The organism is Pseudomonas onubensis (assembly GCF_965653655.1).
GTDB lineage: Bacteria > Pseudomonadota > Gammaproteobacteria > Pseudomonadales > Pseudomonadaceae > Aquipseudomonas.
In genome coordinates this window covers 1-16,541 of sequence record NZ_CBFHAZ010000073.1, presented here as the reverse complement: position 1 = coordinate 16,541, position 16,541 = coordinate 1, and the positions used below count along the sequence as shown (strand labels likewise).

15 protein-coding genes are annotated in these 16,541 nt (G+C 62.8%); 13 read left to right on the top strand and 2 right to left on the bottom strand.

Annotation, left to right across the window (positions count from 1 at the left end):
• Window positions 1-65: 65 nt before the first annotated feature.
• Together ACTD9P_RS20960 and ACTD9P_RS20955 are read right to left on the bottom strand one after the other, a co-directional pair.
• Window positions 66-1,403, bottom strand: coding sequence for a lysine N(6)-hydroxylase/L-ornithine N(5)-oxygenase family protein (locus ACTD9P_RS20960; protein WP_438869199.1), 1,338 nt, complete (start codon window positions 1,401-1,403; stop codon window positions 66-68).
• A 119-nt stretch (window positions 1,404-1,522) separates the two neighbouring features.
• The gene (locus tag ACTD9P_RS20955) at window positions 1,523-2,005 is read right to left on the bottom strand and encodes a sigma-70 family RNA polymerase sigma factor (RefSeq protein ID WP_438869198.1); all 483 of its coding nucleotides are present in this window, start codon (window positions 2,003-2,005) and stop codon (window positions 1,523-1,525) included.
• A gap of 257 nt (window positions 2,006-2,262) precedes the next feature.
• Here ACTD9P_RS20955 and ACTD9P_RS20950 point away from each other — a divergent pair, with 257 nt between their 5' ends.
• The 13 genes from ACTD9P_RS20950 to ACTD9P_RS20890 all read left to right on the top strand — a co-directional run bounded on the left by ACTD9P_RS20950 (window position 2,263) and on the right by ACTD9P_RS20890 (window position 16,377).
• Window positions 2,263-3,435, top strand: a complete 1,173-nt coding sequence (locus tag ACTD9P_RS20950) for an efflux RND transporter periplasmic adaptor subunit (RefSeq protein ID WP_438869197.1) — start codon at window positions 2,263-2,265, stop codon at window positions 3,433-3,435.
• Window position 3,436: 1 nt separating this feature from the next.
• Window positions 3,437-5,410 (top strand): MacB family efflux pump subunit, encoded by a 1,974-nt coding sequence (locus ACTD9P_RS20945; protein ID WP_438869196.1) that lies wholly within the window; start codon window positions 3,437-3,439, stop codon window positions 5,408-5,410.
• Window positions 5,403-6,806: an efflux transporter outer membrane subunit gene (locus tag ACTD9P_RS20940; RefSeq protein ID WP_438869195.1), complete on the top strand. Its 1,404-nt coding sequence runs from the start codon at window positions 5,403-5,405 to the stop codon at window positions 6,804-6,806. The genes ACTD9P_RS20945 and ACTD9P_RS20940 overlap by 8 nt, the downstream gene beginning before the upstream one ends.
• A gap of 100 nt (window positions 6,807-6,906) precedes the next feature.
• Window positions 6,907-7,665 carry an alpha/beta fold hydrolase gene (locus ACTD9P_RS20935; protein ID WP_438869194.1) on the top strand — a complete coding sequence of 253 codons (759 nt, stop codon included), beginning with the start codon at window positions 6,907-6,909 and terminating at the stop codon, window positions 7,663-7,665.
• A gap of 109 nt (window positions 7,666-7,774) precedes the next feature.
• Entirely contained in the window at window positions 7,775-8,542 is a 768-nt protein-coding gene (locus ACTD9P_RS20930; protein ID WP_438869193.1) for a FadR/GntR family transcriptional regulator, read from the top strand.
• Between the two features lie 237 nt (window positions 8,543-8,779).
• The gene (locus tag ACTD9P_RS20925; RefSeq protein ID WP_438869192.1) at window positions 8,780-9,982 is read left to right on the top strand and encodes an ABC transporter substrate-binding protein; all 1,203 of its coding nucleotides are present in this window, start codon (window positions 8,780-8,782) and stop codon (window positions 9,980-9,982) included.
• Between the two features lie 57 nt (window positions 9,983-10,039).
• Window positions 10,040-10,900 (top strand): branched-chain amino acid ABC transporter permease, encoded by an 861-nt coding sequence (locus ACTD9P_RS20920; protein ID WP_056861341.1) that lies wholly within the window; start codon window positions 10,040-10,042, stop codon window positions 10,898-10,900.
• Between the two features lies 1 nt (window position 10,901).
• Window positions 10,902-11,912 carry a branched-chain amino acid ABC transporter permease gene (locus ACTD9P_RS20915; RefSeq protein WP_438869191.1) on the top strand — a complete coding sequence of 337 codons (1,011 nt, stop codon included), beginning with the start codon at window positions 10,902-10,904 and terminating at the stop codon, window positions 11,910-11,912.
• Window positions 11,909-12,658, top strand: coding sequence for an ABC transporter ATP-binding protein (locus tag ACTD9P_RS20910; protein ID WP_058422317.1), 750 nt, complete (start codon window positions 11,909-11,911; stop codon window positions 12,656-12,658). The genes ACTD9P_RS20915 and ACTD9P_RS20910 overlap by 4 nt, the downstream gene beginning before the upstream one ends.
• The gene (locus ACTD9P_RS20905; protein WP_138814770.1) at window positions 12,658-13,353 is read left to right on the top strand and encodes an ABC transporter ATP-binding protein; all 696 of its coding nucleotides are present in this window, start codon (window positions 12,658-12,660) and stop codon (window positions 13,351-13,353) included. Before ACTD9P_RS20910 ends, ACTD9P_RS20905 begins: the two co-directional genes overlap by 1 nt.
• Window positions 13,354-13,367: 14 nt before the next feature.
• A complete protein-coding gene (locus ACTD9P_RS20900) occupies window positions 13,368-14,636 on the top strand; it encodes a Zn-dependent hydrolase (protein WP_438869190.1) in 1,269 nt (422 codons plus the stop codon).
• Window positions 14,633-16,033: an amidase gene (locus ACTD9P_RS20895; protein ID WP_438869189.1), complete on the top strand. Its 1,401-nt coding sequence runs from the start codon at window positions 14,633-14,635 to the stop codon at window positions 16,031-16,033. Before ACTD9P_RS20900 ends, ACTD9P_RS20895 begins: the two co-directional genes overlap by 4 nt.
• 101 nt (window positions 16,034-16,134) lie before the next feature.
• Window positions 16,135-16,377 carry a hypothetical protein gene (locus ACTD9P_RS20890; RefSeq protein ID WP_177336540.1) on the top strand — a complete coding sequence of 81 codons (243 nt, stop codon included), beginning with the start codon at window positions 16,135-16,137 and terminating at the stop codon, window positions 16,375-16,377.
• Window positions 16,378-16,541 lie beyond the last annotated feature (164 nt).

Here is a 16,541-nt window from a genome sequence, read left to right as displayed (position 1 = left end):
AGTATCAGGATCAAGCCGCAAGCCGCAAGCTTGAAGCTTGAAGCTTGAAGCTTGCAGCTTGTTACTTAGCTAGCAGTGGCCAGCAGCAAATCCTGCACCGAGCGTGCCTTGCCACGATGGCGATCGTGTTCATACAGCGAGGCGGCAATCTCGTCCGCCCGGATCGGCAGTACCGACAGCAAGGTGTCGCTCAAACCATGGCTGGCCTGGCTGAACCCCTGGATATAGATACCGGCCTTGCAGCGCTCGTCGGTGACGATCCGATAGTCGCGGGCCACCTCGAAGTCGCCCATATAGGCTTGCAGTGGCGCCAGCAGTTCGCGGTGCATCTGGCGCTCGTAGCCGGTGGCCAGGATCACCGCGTCGTAATGGCTGACGCTGGTGTCGCCGTTGGCGTTGTTGCGCAGTACCAACTCGATGCCCAGCGACCCGGCCGTGGCTTTCTCGACCACGGTCATGGTGCGGAAGGCCTGGCGGTTGATGCCGGAGACTTTCTGGCGGTAGAAAATCCCGTAGATGCGCTCGATCAGGTCCAGGTCGACCACCGAATAGTTGGTGTTCTGGTACTCAGCCACCAGGCGCTCACGCTCGGCGCCGACTTGCTGGAACACCAGGTCGGTAAAGGCCGGCGAGAACACCTCGTTGACGAACGGGCTGTCATCCGCCGGTTTAAGCGCCGAACCGCGCAGGATCATGTCCACCTGCACCGACGGGAAGCTGTCGTTGAGGTCGATAAAGGCTTCGGCCGCGCTCTGCCCGCCGCCGATGATGGCAATGCGCATCGGCTTGCCCTCCACACACGGCTGCTGGGCCATGCGCTCGAGGTATTGGGAGTGGTGGAACACCCGGCCGTCATCCTTGAGTGCCTTGAACGCCTCGGGTACACGTGGCGTGCCGCCGGCGCTGACCACCACCGAGCGGGTGGTGCGCACATGCTGTTCGCCCTGCGCATCACGGGAGATCACGCGCAACGCTTCAACCTGCTGCTGGTGCAGGATCGGCTCGATGGCCAGCACTTCCTCGCCATACCGCGCCTGGGCCTGGAACTGCCCGGCCACCCAGCGCAGGTAGTCGTTGTACTCCATGCGGCATGGGTAAAAAGTGCCCAGGTTGATGAAATCCACCAGGCGGTCGTGGGCCTTCAGGTAGTTGACGAACGAGTACGGGCTGGTGGGGTTGCGCAGCGTCACCAGATCCTTGAGGAACGAAATCTGCAGCTCGCTCTGGGTGACCAGGGTATTGCCGTGCCAGCGGTAGTCGGCCTGCTTGTCGAGAAACACCACGTCCAGTTTACCCTGGGCTTTTTCACGCTCCTGCAGGGCGATGGCCAGCGCCAGGTTCGATGGGCCGAAACCGATCCCGATCAGGTCGTGAACCGCGGGCGAAGCAATTGCCTGTGTCATTCCAGTGTCCTCTGGATAAGCCCCTTGGCGGTGGGGCGGGAATACCTGCAAAGCCTGAACAACAGGCCATGTGTTGATAGGAAACGAGGACAGTGAAATAAAATTTAACTAATCTGCGATCAGTGCGCGTCCCACTCACGCATGCGTACCCGGCAATGCTTCATGGCGTTGACGATATGTTTTTCTACCAGGCTGCGGGAAATGCTCAGGCGCTCGGCGATCTGCGGGTGAGAAAGGCCCTCGAGCTTGCGCAGCAGGAAGCTGTCGCGGCAGGCGCTGGGCAGCTCGGCCAGGGCACGATCGAGCAGGGCCAGGCGCTGGGCCTGATCGTGGTTGGCGTGGGGCGAACTGGAAGCGAAGCGTTCTTCGCTGTCCAGCACCTCCAGGGGCTCGGACTGGCGCAAGGCATTACGCCGATGGCCGTCGATCACCAGGTTCAGCGCGGTGCGGTACAAAAACGCGCGCGGCTGTTCGATCGGCGTTTCGCTGGCGCGCTCCAGTACTCGCACGTAGGCGTCATGCACCACATCTTCGGCCACCTGACGGTTGCCCAGCTTGGCGTTGAGGAAACACACCAGCTCGCGATAGTAGTTTTCCAACATGACTCCCGACCGTCTGGGGAGACGGCATCTGATCCTTGAGTGCTAATGAAGACCGGCCATGGATGATGGCAGTTTGAATGCGTGCAATTTATAGTAATTCTCATCTACTTTTAAAGAAGTCTTGCATCAACTGTCGATTTTTTTTATTCGACGCAGCTGTTACCTCGTATGTAAACGCCTAAATCTTCGGGCAATTTTCTCGTATAACTGTCAGCCCTCCGCAACTGCGGTCCACACTTCCCGGCTGGAACCAACGCATGAAACGCCCTCGCCCCGCCCGACGCGCCCTGCTGGTTGTCGCGTGCCTGATTACCATCGTCGCGCTGGCGGCCTGGCAAATACTGCCGCCGGGCCGCGATAGCCTGTCTACCGTCACCGTCACCCGTGGCAACATTGAAAACAGCGTGACGGCGCTGGGCACCCTGCAACCACGCCGGTATGTCGATGTGGGCGCACAGGCATCCGGGCAAATCCGCAAAATTCATGTCGAGGCCGGTGACCAGGTCAAAGAAGGCCAGTTGCTGGTCGAAATCGACCCCGCCACGCAACAGGCCAAGCTCGATGCCAGCCGCTATGCCATCGACAACCTCAAGGCCCAGTTGCAGGAGCAGAAAGCCCAGCACGAACTGGCGCGCCAGAAATACCAGCGCCAGCAACGCCTGGTGGCCGGTAACGCCACCCGCGAAGAAGACGTGCAAACCGCCAAGGCCGAGCTGAGTGCCACCCAGGCACGGGTCGACATGTTCCAGGCACAGATCCGCCAGGCCCAGGCCAGCCTGCGCAGCGACGAGGCCGAATTGGGCTATACACGCATCTTCGCGCCGATGAGCGGCACAGTGGTGGCGGTGGATGCGCGCGTCGGCCAGACCCTCAACGCCCAGCAGCAGACCCCGCTGATCCTGCGCATCGCCAAGTTGTCGCCGATGACCGTATGGGCCGAGGTCTCCGAAGCCGACATCGGCCACGTCAAACCCGGCATGACCGCCTATTTCACCACGCTCAGCGGCGGTGGCCGGCGCTGGACCAGCACCGTGCGCCAGATCCTGCCGATCCCGCCCAAGCCCCTTAATGAAACCAGCCAGGGCAACGGCAGCCCCAGCAGCACCAGCAAAAGCGGGAGCGGCCGTGTGGTGCTCTACACCGTGCTGCTGGATGTGGACAACGCCGACAATGCCCTGATGGCCGAAATGACCACCCAGGTGTTTTTCGTCGCCAGCCAAGTCAAGGATGTGCTCACCGTGCCGGTTGCGGCCTTGCTTGGCAGCCAGGGCAGCGCTACGCAAACCGCCCGCGTGGTGGCAAAAAACGGCTCCATTGAGGAGCGCGAGGTGCGCGTGGGTATCAGCGACCGCCTGCGCGTCGAAGTGCTGAGTGGCGTCAAGGAAGGCGATCACCTGCTGATCGGCCCGGCCGACGCCAGTGGGGGTTGATTTGACCACGCCGCTGATCGAACTCAAGAACATCCGCAAATCCTACGGCGGCGGTGACAGCCCGCAGGTCGACGTGCTGCGCGGGATCGACCTGTCGATCCACGCCGGGGAATTCGTCGCCATTGTCGGCGCCTCCGGCTCCGGCAAATCCACGCTGATGAACATCCTCGGCTGCCTCGACCGCCCCACCGAGGGCGACTACCTGTTCGCCGGCGAAAACGTCGCGCACCTGGGCAGCGACGAACTGGCCTGGCTGCGCCGCGAAGCCTTTGGGTTTGTGTTCCAGGGCTACCACCTGATTCCGTCCGGGTCGGCCCAGGAAAACGTCGAGATGCCGGCGATCTATGCGGGCATCAGTGCCACCGAGCGGCATGCCCGCGCCAAGGCCCTGCTCACACGCCTGGGCCTGGCCGACCGCACCGCCAACCGCCCGCACCAACTCTCCGGCGGCCAGCAGCAACGGGTGTCGATTGCTCGCGCACTGATGAACGGCGGGCACATCATCCTCGCCGACGAACCCACCGGTGCCCTCGACAGCCACAGCGGCGCCGAGGTGATGACGCTGCTGGACGAACTGGCGAGCCAGGGCCATGTGGTGATCCTGATTACCCACGACCGCGAAGTCGCGGCGCGGGCCAACCGCATCATCGAAATTCGCGACGGGCTGATCATCAGCGACTCGGCGCACAGTGACACCCATGTACCGGTCACGGCCAACAGCGACGCGCTGCAAGCCGTCGACCTGCGCCAGCGCCTGGCCGACGGTGCCGAGCACAACGGTGCCTGGAAAGCCGAACTGCTCGATGCCATACGCGCGGCCTGGCGGGTGATGTGGATCAATCGCTTTCGCACCGCGCTGACACTGCTGGGGATCGTGATTGGCGTGGCCTCGGTGGTGGTGATGCTGGCCGTCGGCGAAGGCAGCAAGCGCCAGGTGATGGCGCAGATGGGCGCGTTCGGCTCCAATATCATCTACCTCAGCGGCTCCTCGCCCAACCCGCGCACGCCGCTGGGTATCGTGACCCTCAGCGATGTCGCCGCGCTGGCGATGTTGCCCCAGGTCAAGCACATCATGCCGGTCAACGGCAACGACGCCGGGGTTCGCTTCGGCAACCTGGACTACTTGGCCTATGTGGGTGGCAACGACGTCAACTTCCCCGAGATTTTCAACTGGCCGGTGGTCGAAGGCAGTTATTTCACCCAGGAAGACGAGCGCGCCGGCGCTACCGTCGCGGTGATCGGCCACCGTATCCGCGAAAAGCTGTTCAAGAACGTCGCCAGCCCGATCGGCGAATACATCCTGATCGAAAACGTGCCTTTCCAGGTCATCGGCGTGCTCGCCGAAAAAGGCTCCGCTTCCGGCAATAAAGACAGCGACGACCGCGTCGCCATCCCGTACACCGCCGCCAGCGTGCGCCTGTTCGGCACTTATAACCCCGAATACGTGGCGATCGCCGCCGCCGATGCACGCAAGGTTCACGAGGCTGAAATGGCCATTGATCAGCTGATGCTCAAGCTGCACAACGGTAAACGTGACTACCAGTTGACCAACAACGCCGCGATGATTCAGGCCGAAGCCCGCACGGCCAATACGCTGTCGCTGATGCTCGGCTCGATTGCAGCGATCTCCCTGCTGGTGGGCGGGATCGGTGTGATGAACATCATGTTGATGACGGTGCGTGAACGCACGCGTGAAATCGGTATTCGCATGGCCACCGGCGCACGCCAGCGCGACATCCTGCGCCAGTTCCTCACCGAGGCGGTGATGCTCTCGGTGGTCGGTGGCCTGTTCGGCATTGCCCTCGCGCTGCTGGTGGGCGGCGTATTGGTGCTGGCCGAGGTGGCGGTGCAATTTTCTCTGTTGGCGGTGTTTGGCGCGTTTGGCTGTGCGCTGGTCACCGGTGTCGTATTCGGCTTTATGCCGGCCCGTAAAGCTGCCCGGCTCGATCCGGTTAAGGCGTTGACCAGTGAATAAACGATCTTCCCTGCTGGGTGTGTGCCTGTTGCTCAACGCCTGCACCGGCAACCCACCAACCGTCGACAGCGGCCTCGCGCCACCGCCCGCCTGGCAGTACGCCGAACGCGATGCCACGCAGGCGACCAACCAACGCTGGTGGACACAATTCGGCAGCCGGCCGCTCAACCGCCTGATCGATCAGGCGCGACGCGACAGTTATGACGTGGCCGCCGCCATGGCACGGGTGCGTCAGGCCCAGGCGAGTGCGGTAATTGCCGGGGCGCCGTTGCTGCCTGAGGTCAAGTTCAACCTCACCGCCAGCCGTGAAAAACTGCTGCGCGGCAACGGCAATGCCTCCTTGGACGCCACCGACAGCAACAAGACCGTCGACAGCTTCGGTGCCAACCTTACCGCCAGCTATGAACTGGACTTTTGGGGCGGCCGCTTTGCCGCCCGCGACAGCGCCCTGCAAAGCCTGCGCGCCAGTGAGTTCGACCAGGCCACCGTGGAGCTGACCCTGCTCAGCAACGTCGCCGACCGCTACGCGCAAACCCTCGCCGCGCAGCAACGCCAGCAGATCGCCGAGCTGAACCTGGCCAATGCGCGCAGTGTGCTGGACCTGGTGCAAACCCGCTACAACGCAGGCTCCGCCACCGCCCTGGAGCTGGCCCAACAGAAAAGCCTGGTAGCCGGCCAGCAACGGCAATTGCCGCTGATTGCGCAAGTGGCCGAAGAGTCGCGTATCACCCTCGCCGCCCTGCTCGGTCAGCCCGTACAAGCCCTGGACCTGGGCAACGAGGCGTTTCAGGCGCTGACCTGGCCCACCATGGGTGCCGGCGTGCCGAGCCAACTGCTCAGCCGGCGCCCCGACCTGGCCCGCGCCGAGGCGCAGCTGGCGGCGGCCAGTGCCGACGTCACGGTGGCACGCGCAGCCATGCTGCCCACCGTGACCTTGGGCGCAACAGTCGGCTCCGGCGCCTATAAAGCTGAAGATATCCTGCGCAGCCCGTTCTACACCCTGACGTCGGGGCTGGTCGCGCCGATCTTCAACAATGGCCGTTTAAGCGCCGAGCGCGACAAGGCTCGCGCCCGCCAGGACGAGCTGCTGCAAACCTATCGCGGCGCGATCATCAACGGCTTTGCCGATGTGGAGAAAGCCCTCAGCAGCATCACGCGCCTGGACCAGCAACGCCAATGGCAGGCTGAAGAACTGCAACAGGCCCAGGCCGCCTTCCAGATCTCCGAGAGCCGCTACCAGGCGGGCGCCGAGGACTTGCTGACGGTGCTGGAAACCCAGCGCACCCTGTACGCCGCGCAGGACTTGAACGTGCAACTGCGGCTGTCACGGCTGCAAGCCAGCATTGCCTTGTACAAAGCGTTGGGCGGCGGCTGGAATACGGAGCTGCGACAATAAAACTGTAAACTCCTACACAAAGCGTTTACTTACCCTACATTCTTTGACCCTGGGTCCTTGGTAAAAAAGCCGCCCTCACACGGCAGCCCGGACCCTCTTGATGAAACTCAGCGTTCTGGTCAGAAACCTGGCGTGTATCGGCCTCTGGCTGATCGCCGGCAAGGCGTTGGCCGAGCCACTGATCGCGCCGACCGCGATTGACTGGCTGCTCGATTGCCCCTTCCCCGCCCAGGAGCGGCCGGACCCCGAGGTGCTGGAACGCACCCAATGTGCCAGTGTGAACGTGCCCCGCGACTATACCGCGCCCAAACGCGGCAGCGTGCGCCTGACCCTGACCCGCGTGGGCGCCCGCCAGCCGCTTAGCCGTGAAGGCGTGGTATTTATCCAGGGTGGTGAGCCGCAAAAGGGCCAAGGCGCAACCTTCGCCCTGCACCTGACCAGCCGTTGGGAATCCTACGCCACCCAGGCCTATCGCACCTTGACCAACCGCTATGACGTGATCGAACTGAGCGCCCGTGACCTCAGCCAGGCCAACGGCGTTGAGCAAGCGGCGCGCGATATGGAATTTGTGCGCGCACAACTGGGTGAGGCCCAACTCAATTACCTCGGCAACGCGCAGGCCACCCGGCTCGGCAGCCGCTACGCCGCATTGTTTCCCGAGCGCGTCGCACGCATGGTGTTGGTCAATGCCCAGGAGCCTGAGCCGGTCGCAGCCGGCATCGAACAATTGCTGCTCAAGGAGCCGGCCCGGCCTGGCACCGCCGCCGGGTGCATTAACCGCTGGGTAGGCGATTTTCTCGTATTCGGTAAACAGCCGCCGGTTTCCACACGCTGCCTCGACCTCGGCAGTTGGGAATAACCCGCGCATTTACGACCACTTCAGGCCGAAAACGACACCCTGCGTTGACGCTCTCGCCCAATCGTTATTAAGTGCTATTAATCCGCATTAATAGGATCAATAGAACAGCATGCTCAGCCGCCCGCTACGACGCAAACGCCAGAAGCTTTCCGATGTGATTGTCGAGTCGGTCAAGCGCTCGATCGTCACCGACGCGCTCAAGCCCGGCGACCGCCTGCCTACCGAGCGCGAGCTGATGGAAAGCTTCCAGTGCTCCAAAGGCTCGGCCCGTGAAGCACTCAAGGCCCTGGAAGTGGAAGGCTTGGTGAGTACACGCACGGGCCCCAGTGGTGGCGCCTATCTGAACCAGGCGGGCACTGAACCGGCCAGCCGCGCGTTGCGTAACTACCTGCACTTCCAGCACCTGGACGGCGAGCAGGTGTACCAACTGCGCAAGGTCATTGAGGTGGAGCTGGCGGTGTCGGTGCTGGGGCGCTTGAGCGAAGACGATTACCAGGCCCTGCAAGACAACGTGGATTTTTGCAGCGCACCCGAAGACAGCGAAGCCGGCCAACGCGAACAGCGCCTGGCGGAACTGGAGTTCCATAACCTGCTGGCCAAGGCCTGCCCCAACCCGCTGCTGAGTTTTATGGCGCAGTTTCTCAACGATCTGTTGCGCGACCTGGTGGTGCTGAAAAAGGCCTACAAGCCCAAGCGCAAACAGTTCGACGCGGCCAACCTGGACTACCACAAGCAGTTGCTGCTGGCCTTTCGCGCCGGTGATGAAACGGCCGTGCGCAACCTGATGCATGAACATATGTGCGACGCCGAACACCACATGACGGCGCTGGAAGGCCAGGTCAGCCCGCACTTTCTATTGGAGTTTGATCACTCTTAAAAACACTAAAGATCCAATGTGGGAGCGGGCTTGCTCGCGAATGCGGTGGGTCAGACCCGCATGCAGTGACTGATACACCGCATTCGCGAGCAAGTCGAATCGTCGCACCGCCGCTCCCACATTTGACCGAGCCCAGCCGCAGCACCGAGTCACCCAATAACAGGCCTGCCCACAGGCCCATGCTCCACCGTATCGCCCTTGCCGCTCCTGCCAATAACTAAACCAGGGAGTCACCCCATGCAGCGTCGTACGTTGTTGAAAGCCAGTCTTACCGCCGCCGCCGCGCTCAGCCTTCCGCTGAGTGTGCGCTCTGCATTCGCCGCCGAGCCTTTTACCTTTTACGGCCTCAAGTCCATGTCCGGCGCGTTTGCCAGCTATGGCAAGTTTGCCGACATGGGTTCGCGCCTGGCGGTGGAGCAGCACCCCGAGGTGCTCGGCCGCCCGCTCAACTACAAGGTCATCGACACCGAAGGCAATGCCGGCAAAGCCGTGCGCAAGGTTCAGGAAGCGATCCAGCAGGACGGCGCGCGATTCTTCCAGGGCTGCACGCTGTCGTCCTCGGCGCTGGCGGTGGCCAAGGAAGTCGACAAGGTTGGCGGCGTGTTCATGACCCCGGTGGGCGCCGATGAAGTGACCGGCAAAGACTGCAACAAGGCGACCTTCCGCTGGTCGGTGCCCACCTACGGCGCGATCCGCGAAACCCTGCTGCCGCTGATCAAGCTGCTGCCTGACGCCAAGCGCTGGTACACCATCACCCCGCAATACGTGTTTGGCGAAGCCTTGCTCGAAGGCGCCAAGACCGTGCTCAAGGACAATGGCCTGGAACATGTCGGCAACAGCTACCACTCATTGCAGGAACAGGAATTCTCCGGCTACCTGACCAACGCCATCGCTGCCAGGCCCGACGTGCTGGTGCTGCTCAACTTCGGCAGCCAGTCGTCGAACACCCTGCGCCAGGCGGTGAACTTCGGGATCAAGGAGCGCATGAAAGTGCTGCTGGTGTGGTCCGCCGGGCTCGACCAGTTCCAGGAGCTGGGCAGCGACGTGCTCGAAGGCGTGTACCTCGGCGCGCAGTATTGGCACCAGGTCGACACCCCGCTCAACCGTGAACTGGTCAAGCTCACCCAGGCCAAATACGGCATCAACCCCACCTACCCGCTGGCGGCTGATTACATCAGCACCAAAGTCATGCTCGAAACCATCATCAGCACCGCCAGCTTCGACGGCCCGACGGTGGCCAAAGCCCTGCAAGGCTTGAGCTACGAAGGCCCGACCGGCAAGGAGTCGATCCGCGCCGGTGACCATCAGGTGATCAAGGATTACTACCTGCTGATCGGCAAAGCCACCGGCGACATGGCCGACAAGGACGACCTGGCCAAGGTGCTCAGCGCCGGGCAATCGTTCCCGCCGGTCGAGGCGACGGGCTGCACGCTCGCCTGATCCTCTGAATTGCTTAGCGCAGGGCCGCGTGAGCGGCTGCCTGCCGAGGGTTTCTGCATGCTTAATCTTTACCTGTTCCAGATCCTCAACGGCCTTGGGTTGGGGATGATCTATTTCCTGATCGCGGTCGGGCTGACGATCATTTTTGGCTTGCTCAACTTCGTCAACTTCGCCCACGGCGCGTTCTTCCTGCTGGGTGCCTACATCTGCTACACCGCCGTGAGCCTTACCGGCAACTTCTGGCTGGCGCTGCTGATCGCGCCGCTGGTGGTGGCCGCGCTGGCGTGGGTGATCGAGCGCTTACTGATCCAGCGGATTTATCACTTGCCGCACATGTTCCAGATCCTGGTGACCCTGGGGATCGCACTGATCATCCAGGAAGCCAGCGTGATGATCTGGGGCCCGGTGGGCAAAAGTGTCGCCGTGCCGGAACTGCTGCGCGGCGTGCTGGTGGTGGGTGACTTCGTCTATCCCTACTACCGCCTGTTTCTCATCGTGTTTTCCGCGCTGATCGGCCTGGCCTTGTGGCTGCTGCTGGAGCGCACGCGCTTCGGTGCCCTGGTACGCGCCGGCAGTGAAAGCACCGAAACCGTGTCGCTGCTGGGCACCAATATCTTCCGTCTGTTTTCCATGACCTTTGCCCTTGGCGTGGCCCTGGCCGGTGTTGCGGGCGTGCTGTTTGCGCCCTTGCGCGGCGCGCAACCCTTTGTCGGCCCGGAGATCCTCGGCGTGGCCTTCGTGGTGGTGGTGATCGGCGGCATGGGCTCATTCAGCGGCGCGCTGGTCGGCGGTTTACTGGTAGGCGTGGTGCAAAGCCTGATGACCACACTCTGGCCCCAAGGCGCGAGCCTGATGATCTACGGCGCGATGGCCGTGGTGATTCTGGTACGCCCTTACGGCCTGTTCGGGAGAGCCTGACATGAGCGAGAAAAACCCCCTGCCGTTTGCCAAAACCCAATCCAAAGCCATGTTGCTGTGGGTGCTGGCGGTGCTGATCGGCTTGCCGTTGATTCTGCCCTCGGCGACCCTGGCCACCGAGATCCTGATCTTTGCCCTGGCCGCGCTGGCCTGCAACTTGTTGCTGGGCTACACCGGGCTGTTGTCGTTCGGCCAAGGCATTTTCTTCGGCGCCGGTGCGTATTGCGCGGCGCTGCTGATGATTCACCTGCAACTGGGCTTGTTCACCGCATTGCTCGGCGCTGCCATTGCCGGTGGTTTCCTGGCGTTTCTGGTCGGTGCGCTGGCCATCCGGCGCACCGGCATTTACTTCGTGATGCTCACGTTGGCGTTCAGCCAGATGGCCTACTTTGTCGCCTACACCTTGAGCGACTGGACCGGCGGCGACAACGGCCTGCTCAGCGTGCCGCGCCCGGAGATCCGCATCGGTGACACCGTGCTGCTGTCGCTGGCCGACGCCCGTGTGTTCTATGGCTTTGTGGCGGTGCTGTTCCTGCTGATCTTTATCGGCGCGCGCCGGGTGATCGCCTCGCCGTTCGGCAGCACCTTGATGGCGATCCGCGAAAACGAAACCCGCGCCTCGGCCATCGGCTATGACACGCGGCATTTCAAGATCCTGGTGTTCGTGCTGTCCGGCGCCGTCACCGGCATTGCCGGCGCGCTGTACGCCATGCTGCTGCACTTTGTGCCGCTGTCGAACATCGACCTGGCGATGTCCGAGAACATCCTGATCATGACCATCGTCGGCGGCACCGGCTCGCTGTTCGGCTCGTTGCTGGGCGCCGGTTCCATCGTGCTGCTGGGGGACTTTCTCTCCGACCTGTGGCCGCGCTGGCTGATGCTGCTCGGCGTGATCCTGATCTTCGTGGTGATCTTTATGCGCGGCGGCTTGTGGGGCGGCCTCGCGTCGTTGTTCGAACGGGCACGCGGCAGCCGCAAGACCGCCGCTGTCGCCAAGGAGGAAGGGCTATGAGCATCCTGCTGGAAACCAAAGACCTGGAACTGGCCTATGGCGCGTTCCATGCGGTCAACGGCGTCAACCTCAAGGTCGAAGCCGGTACCATTCACACCATTATCGGCCCCAACGGCGCGGGCAAGACCAGCCTGTTTCACTGCCTCACCGGCGAGCGCCAGGCCACCGCCGGCGCGATTCATTTTGACGGCAAGAACCTGATGCGCAAACCGGCCCACGGCCGCGTCGGCCTGGGCATGGCGCGCTCGTTCCAGCTCACCAGCCTGTTCCAGAACCTCAGCGTGCGCGAAAACCTGCGCCTGGCCGCCCAAGGGCGCGACGGCGCGCGTGCGCTGAACTTCTGGCGCCGCGTCGACAGCAAGCGCGAGCATCTGGAGATGGCCGATCAAGTCCTCGAACGCCTGCAACTGACCCGCCGCGCCGACACCCTGGCCGGCGAGTTGTCCCACGGCCAGCAAAGGGTACTGGAGGTGGGCATGTCGATCTGTTCCAAACCCAAACTGCTGATGCTCGACGAGCCAACGTCGGGCATGGGCATCGATGACATTCCGATCATGACCCAACTGATCAGCGACCTCGGCCGCGACCACACGGTGCTGTTGATCGAACACAACATGAGCATTGTCATGTCCATCAGCCAACGCATCACCGTGATGAGTCACGGGCAGATCCTGGTGGAAGGCACGCCGGAGTTTGTGCGTGCCGATGAACGTGTGCGTACGGCTTATCTTGGGGAGGCTGCCTGATGCTGATTGTCGAAAACATCCATTCCTACTATGACAAAAGCCACGTACTGGAGGGCGTGTCGCTCACAGTCAATCCCGGTGAACTGGTGACGTTGCTCGGCCGCAATGGCGCGGGCAAGACCACCACGCTGCGCAGCATCCTCGGGATTATCTGCCCGCGCCAGGGCCAGATTCACTTCAACGGCCAGGCGCTGGTCGGCCAGAAGATCTTTGAAATCGCCCGTCAGGGTTTGGCGCTGGTGCCGGAGAACCGCGGGATTTTCCGCCTGCTCACCGTCGAGGAAAACCTGCGTATCGCCGTGCGCAAGACCAGCCGCTGGCAGCTTGAAGACGTGTACGGCATGTTCCCGCGCCTTAAGGAGCGGCGTAAAAACGCCGGCCACGCGCTGTCCGGCGGCGAGCAACAGATGCTCGCCATCGCCCGTGCGCTGCTCAACGACCCCAAGCTGCTGATCCTCGACGAGCCCACCGAAGGCCTGGCGCCGGTGATCGTCGACGAGCTGGTGAAAATCCTGCGCAAGGTCAAGGACGACGGCCTGCCGGTGTTGCTGGTGGAGCAGAACCTGATGGTCTGCGACAAGCTTGCCGACCGCCATTACGTGCTCGAACAGGGCCGTGTCGTATACGAGGGCAGCGCCGCAGCCTTCCGCGCCGACCCAAGCATCAAGAACCGCTACCTGGCCCTGAGTGCCTGACCGGAGATTCGCACATGAATAGTTTTGCGCAACCGCTCAAGAGCAATGCCCCGCTGATCAACCGCGACCGCTTGTGGCAATCGTTGATGGACCTGGCTCAGCTTGGCGCTACGGTCAAAGGCGGCGTGTGCCGCCTGGCGCTGACCGACCTCGATCGTCAGGCCCGCGACCTGTTTGTGCAGTGGTGCGAGGCCGCCGGGTGCAGTGTCAGTGTCGATGCCATCGGCAATATCTTTGCGCGGCGTCCAGGGCTTGATCCGACGCTGGCGCCGGTGATGACCGGCAGCCATATCGACACGCAACCCACCGGCGGCAAGTTCGATGGCTGCTACGGCGTGATGGCCGGGCTGGAAGTAATCCGCACCTTGAATGACCTGAATATCCAGACCCAAGCCCCCATCGAGGTGGTGGTGTGGACCAACGAGGAAGGTTCGCGCTTCCCGCCGTGCATGATGGGTTCCGGGGTGTTTGCCGGCAAGTTCGACTTGCAGGACACCCTCGACAAACTCGATGACCAAGGCCTGTCGGTGGGCGCCGAATTGCAGCGCATCGGCTACGCCGGTTCGCGTGCGGTGCTCGGCCACCCTGTCGGCGCGTATTTCGAGGCGCATATCGAGCAAGGCCCGGTGCTGGAAGATCGCGCCACCACCATCGGCGTGGTCATGGGCTGCCTCGGCCAGAAGTGGTTCGACCTGACCCTCGCCGGCGTCGAAGCCCACGCAGGCCCCACGCCCATGCACCTGCGCAAGGACGCCCTGGTGGGCGCAGCCGAAGTGGTCAGCGCGGTCAACCGCATCGCCCATCAACAGCAACCCCACGCCTGCGGCACGGTCGGTTGCCTGAACCTGCACCCCGGCTCGCGCAATGTGATTCCAGGCCAGGTGCACATGACCATCGACTTGCGCCACCTGCATGCCGACAAACTGCAAGCCATGGTCGATGAAATACGCGGGGTGATCGAGGCGACGTCCGCACGGCACGGGCTCACCTTTGAACTGACGCCCACTGCCGACTTCCCGCCGCTGGACTTCAACCCCGCCTGCGTCAACGCCGTGCGTGACGGTGCGCAGGCGCTGGGCTTGAGCCATATGGACATCGTCAGCGGCGCCGGGCATGACGCGATTTTCGTCGCCGAACTCGGCCCGGCCGGGATGATCTTTGTGCCGTGCGAAGGCGGCATCAGCCATAACGAAATCGAAAACGCCGCGCCGGATGACCTGGCAGCGGGCTGCGCGGTGTTGCTGCGCGCCATGGTCAACGCGGCGCAGGGAGAAGCGGCATGAGTGAGATTGGCCAACTGACGGCGGTGCAACTGCTGCAGCATTTTCGCGACAAGAGCCTGTCACCGGTAGAAGTGACTGAAGATGCCTTGTTGCGGATCGAACGCTTTAACCCAGTGGTGAACGCCTACTGCCATGTGGACCCGCAAGGCGCGTTGAACGCGGCGCGCGCCTCGGAACAACGCTGGCTCAAGGGCCAACCCTGCGGCCCGCTGGACGGCGTACCGGCCTCGATCAAAGACCTTACGCTGACCGTCGGCATGCCCACCCGCAAGGGTTCGCGCACCACATCTGCCGAAGGGCCGTGGGAGGTGGATGCGCCGTTCTCAGCGTTTATGCGCAAAGCCGGCGCGGTGCTGCTGGGCAAGACCACCACGCCGGAATTCGGTTGGAAAGGCGTCACCGATAACCCGCTGTACGGCATAACGCGCAACCCATGGGACACGCGCACCACCGCGGGCGGTTCATCGGGGGGCGCGGGTGCGGCGGCGGCGCTGAATCTGGGCGTATTGCACCAGGGCAGCGATGCCGGGGGTTCAATCCGCATTCCCTGTGCGTTCACCGGTACGTTCGGCATCAAGCCGACATTCGGCTATGTACCGCAGTGGCCGGCCAGTTCCATGACGATTCTGTCGCACCTGGGGCCGATGACCCGCACCGTGGAAGACACCGTGCTGATGCTGCAAACCGTGGCACAACCGGATGCGCGCGATGGCCTGATCGGTGCGCCGCGCCATACGCCGTGGTTGTCGGGCGCTATGGACTTGAAAGGCTTGCGTGTCGCCTACAGCCCCACGTTCGGGTATGTGGACGTGGACCCGCAGGTGGCCAACGTGGTTGCCCAGGCGGTTGCGGGCCTGGTGCAGCTGGGGGCGCATGTCGAGCAGATCGACCCAGGCTTCAGCGACCCGTTGGAGGTATTCAGCACCTTGTGGGCAGCCGGTGCGGCGCGCCTGACGGGTTCTATGAGCGACGCACAAAAGCAGTTGCTCGACCCTGGCCTGCTGCGCATCGCCCAACAAGGCCAGCAGTTGAGCCTCGGCGCTTTAAACGACGCCCTTGAAGCACGCGCGGCGTTGGTGGCGAGGATGGCGGCGTTTCATGAGCATTACGACGTGCTGGTCTCGCCGATGATGCCGATTACCGCCTTCGATGCTGGGCATAATGTGCCGCCGGGTTCGTCGATGACAGAGTGGATGGAGTGGACGCCCTTCACTTACCCCTTCAACCTCACACAACAACCGGCCGCCTCGGTGCCGTGCGGTCTGGCGGCGAACGGCTTGCCGGTGGGCCTGCATGCGGTGGGCGCGCGGTTTGCGGATGAGCAGGTGTTGAGGGTGTGTCAGGCCTATGCCAAAGCCTTCCCTACCGAGCACCTTGAAGCACCGCACGTGCTCTGAACCGTGCATGTGCGGTGGCATCCGGCTTATAATCCGCGCTTCATTTTTTGTTGCGCGGATTGTTTCAGATGCTATTTACAAGGACTTTTCTGGCGAGTGCAGTGCTCGCCGTCCTGCCGGTTATGGCCCACGCTACAGCGTTGGACTTGAGCTACGAAGCGCCTGTACTTGAGGCGGTGCCACACGATGCACCGGCGACAGCCAAATCGTTGTTCCCGGTTCAGACCCAGGCGCCGGTGACGTTCGAGTACAAGTGCAAGGGGCCGCGTTGTCAGTATGAGGATGACCTGGAGCAGCGGCACGAAGACCAGACTACGCAAAGCTGGTCCATCGGTATTCACTAAGGTTCGGCCTGCCTTGAGCTGAAATGTAATCATCAACTGTGGGAGGCCCCGCCACCTCTTCGATGTAGCGCTGTCGCGCATCAAACTGGTTCATCGTAAGGTTGAAGAACGCGGGCGGGGCAAAGGCCGTAACCAGCACTGGTGTGCTAGCACCCGAGTGGGAG

Excerpts from the sequence above, each read along its gene's own strand:
- ACTD9P_RS20960 (WP_438869199.1), bottom strand. The coding sequence starts at position 1,403 with ATGACACAGGCAATTGCTTCGCCCGCGGTTCACGACCTGATCGGGATC.
- ACTD9P_RS20955 (WP_438869198.1), bottom strand. The coding sequence starts at position 2,005 with ATGTTGGAAAACTACTATCGCGAGCTGGTGTGTTTCCTCAACGCCAAG.
- ACTD9P_RS20950 (WP_438869197.1), top strand. The coding sequence starts at position 2,263 with ATGAAACGCCCTCGCCCCGCCCGACGCGCCCTGCTGGTTGTCGCGTGC.
- ACTD9P_RS20935 (WP_438869194.1), top strand. The coding sequence starts at position 6,907 with ATGAAACTCAGCGTTCTGGTCAGAAACCTGGCGTGTATCGGCCTCTGG.
- ACTD9P_RS20930 (WP_438869193.1), top strand. The coding sequence starts at position 7,775 with ATGCTCAGCCGCCCGCTACGACGCAAACGCCAGAAGCTTTCCGATGTG.
- ACTD9P_RS20925 (WP_438869192.1), top strand. The coding sequence starts at position 8,780 with ATGCAGCGTCGTACGTTGTTGAAAGCCAGTCTTACCGCCGCCGCCGCG.
- ACTD9P_RS20920 (WP_056861341.1), top strand. The coding sequence starts at position 10,040 with ATGCTTAATCTTTACCTGTTCCAGATCCTCAACGGCCTTGGGTTGGGG.
- ACTD9P_RS20915 (WP_438869191.1), top strand. The coding sequence starts at position 10,902 with ATGAGCGAGAAAAACCCCCTGCCGTTTGCCAAAACCCAATCCAAAGCC.
- ACTD9P_RS20910 (WP_058422317.1), top strand. The coding sequence starts at position 11,909 with ATGAGCATCCTGCTGGAAACCAAAGACCTGGAACTGGCCTATGGCGCG.
- ACTD9P_RS20905 (WP_138814770.1), top strand. The coding sequence starts at position 12,658 with ATGCTGATTGTCGAAAACATCCATTCCTACTATGACAAAAGCCACGTA.
- ACTD9P_RS20900 (WP_438869190.1), top strand. The coding sequence starts at position 13,368 with ATGAATAGTTTTGCGCAACCGCTCAAGAGCAATGCCCCGCTGATCAAC.
- ACTD9P_RS20895 (WP_438869189.1), top strand. The coding sequence starts at position 14,633 with ATGAGTGAGATTGGCCAACTGACGGCGGTGCAACTGCTGCAGCATTTT.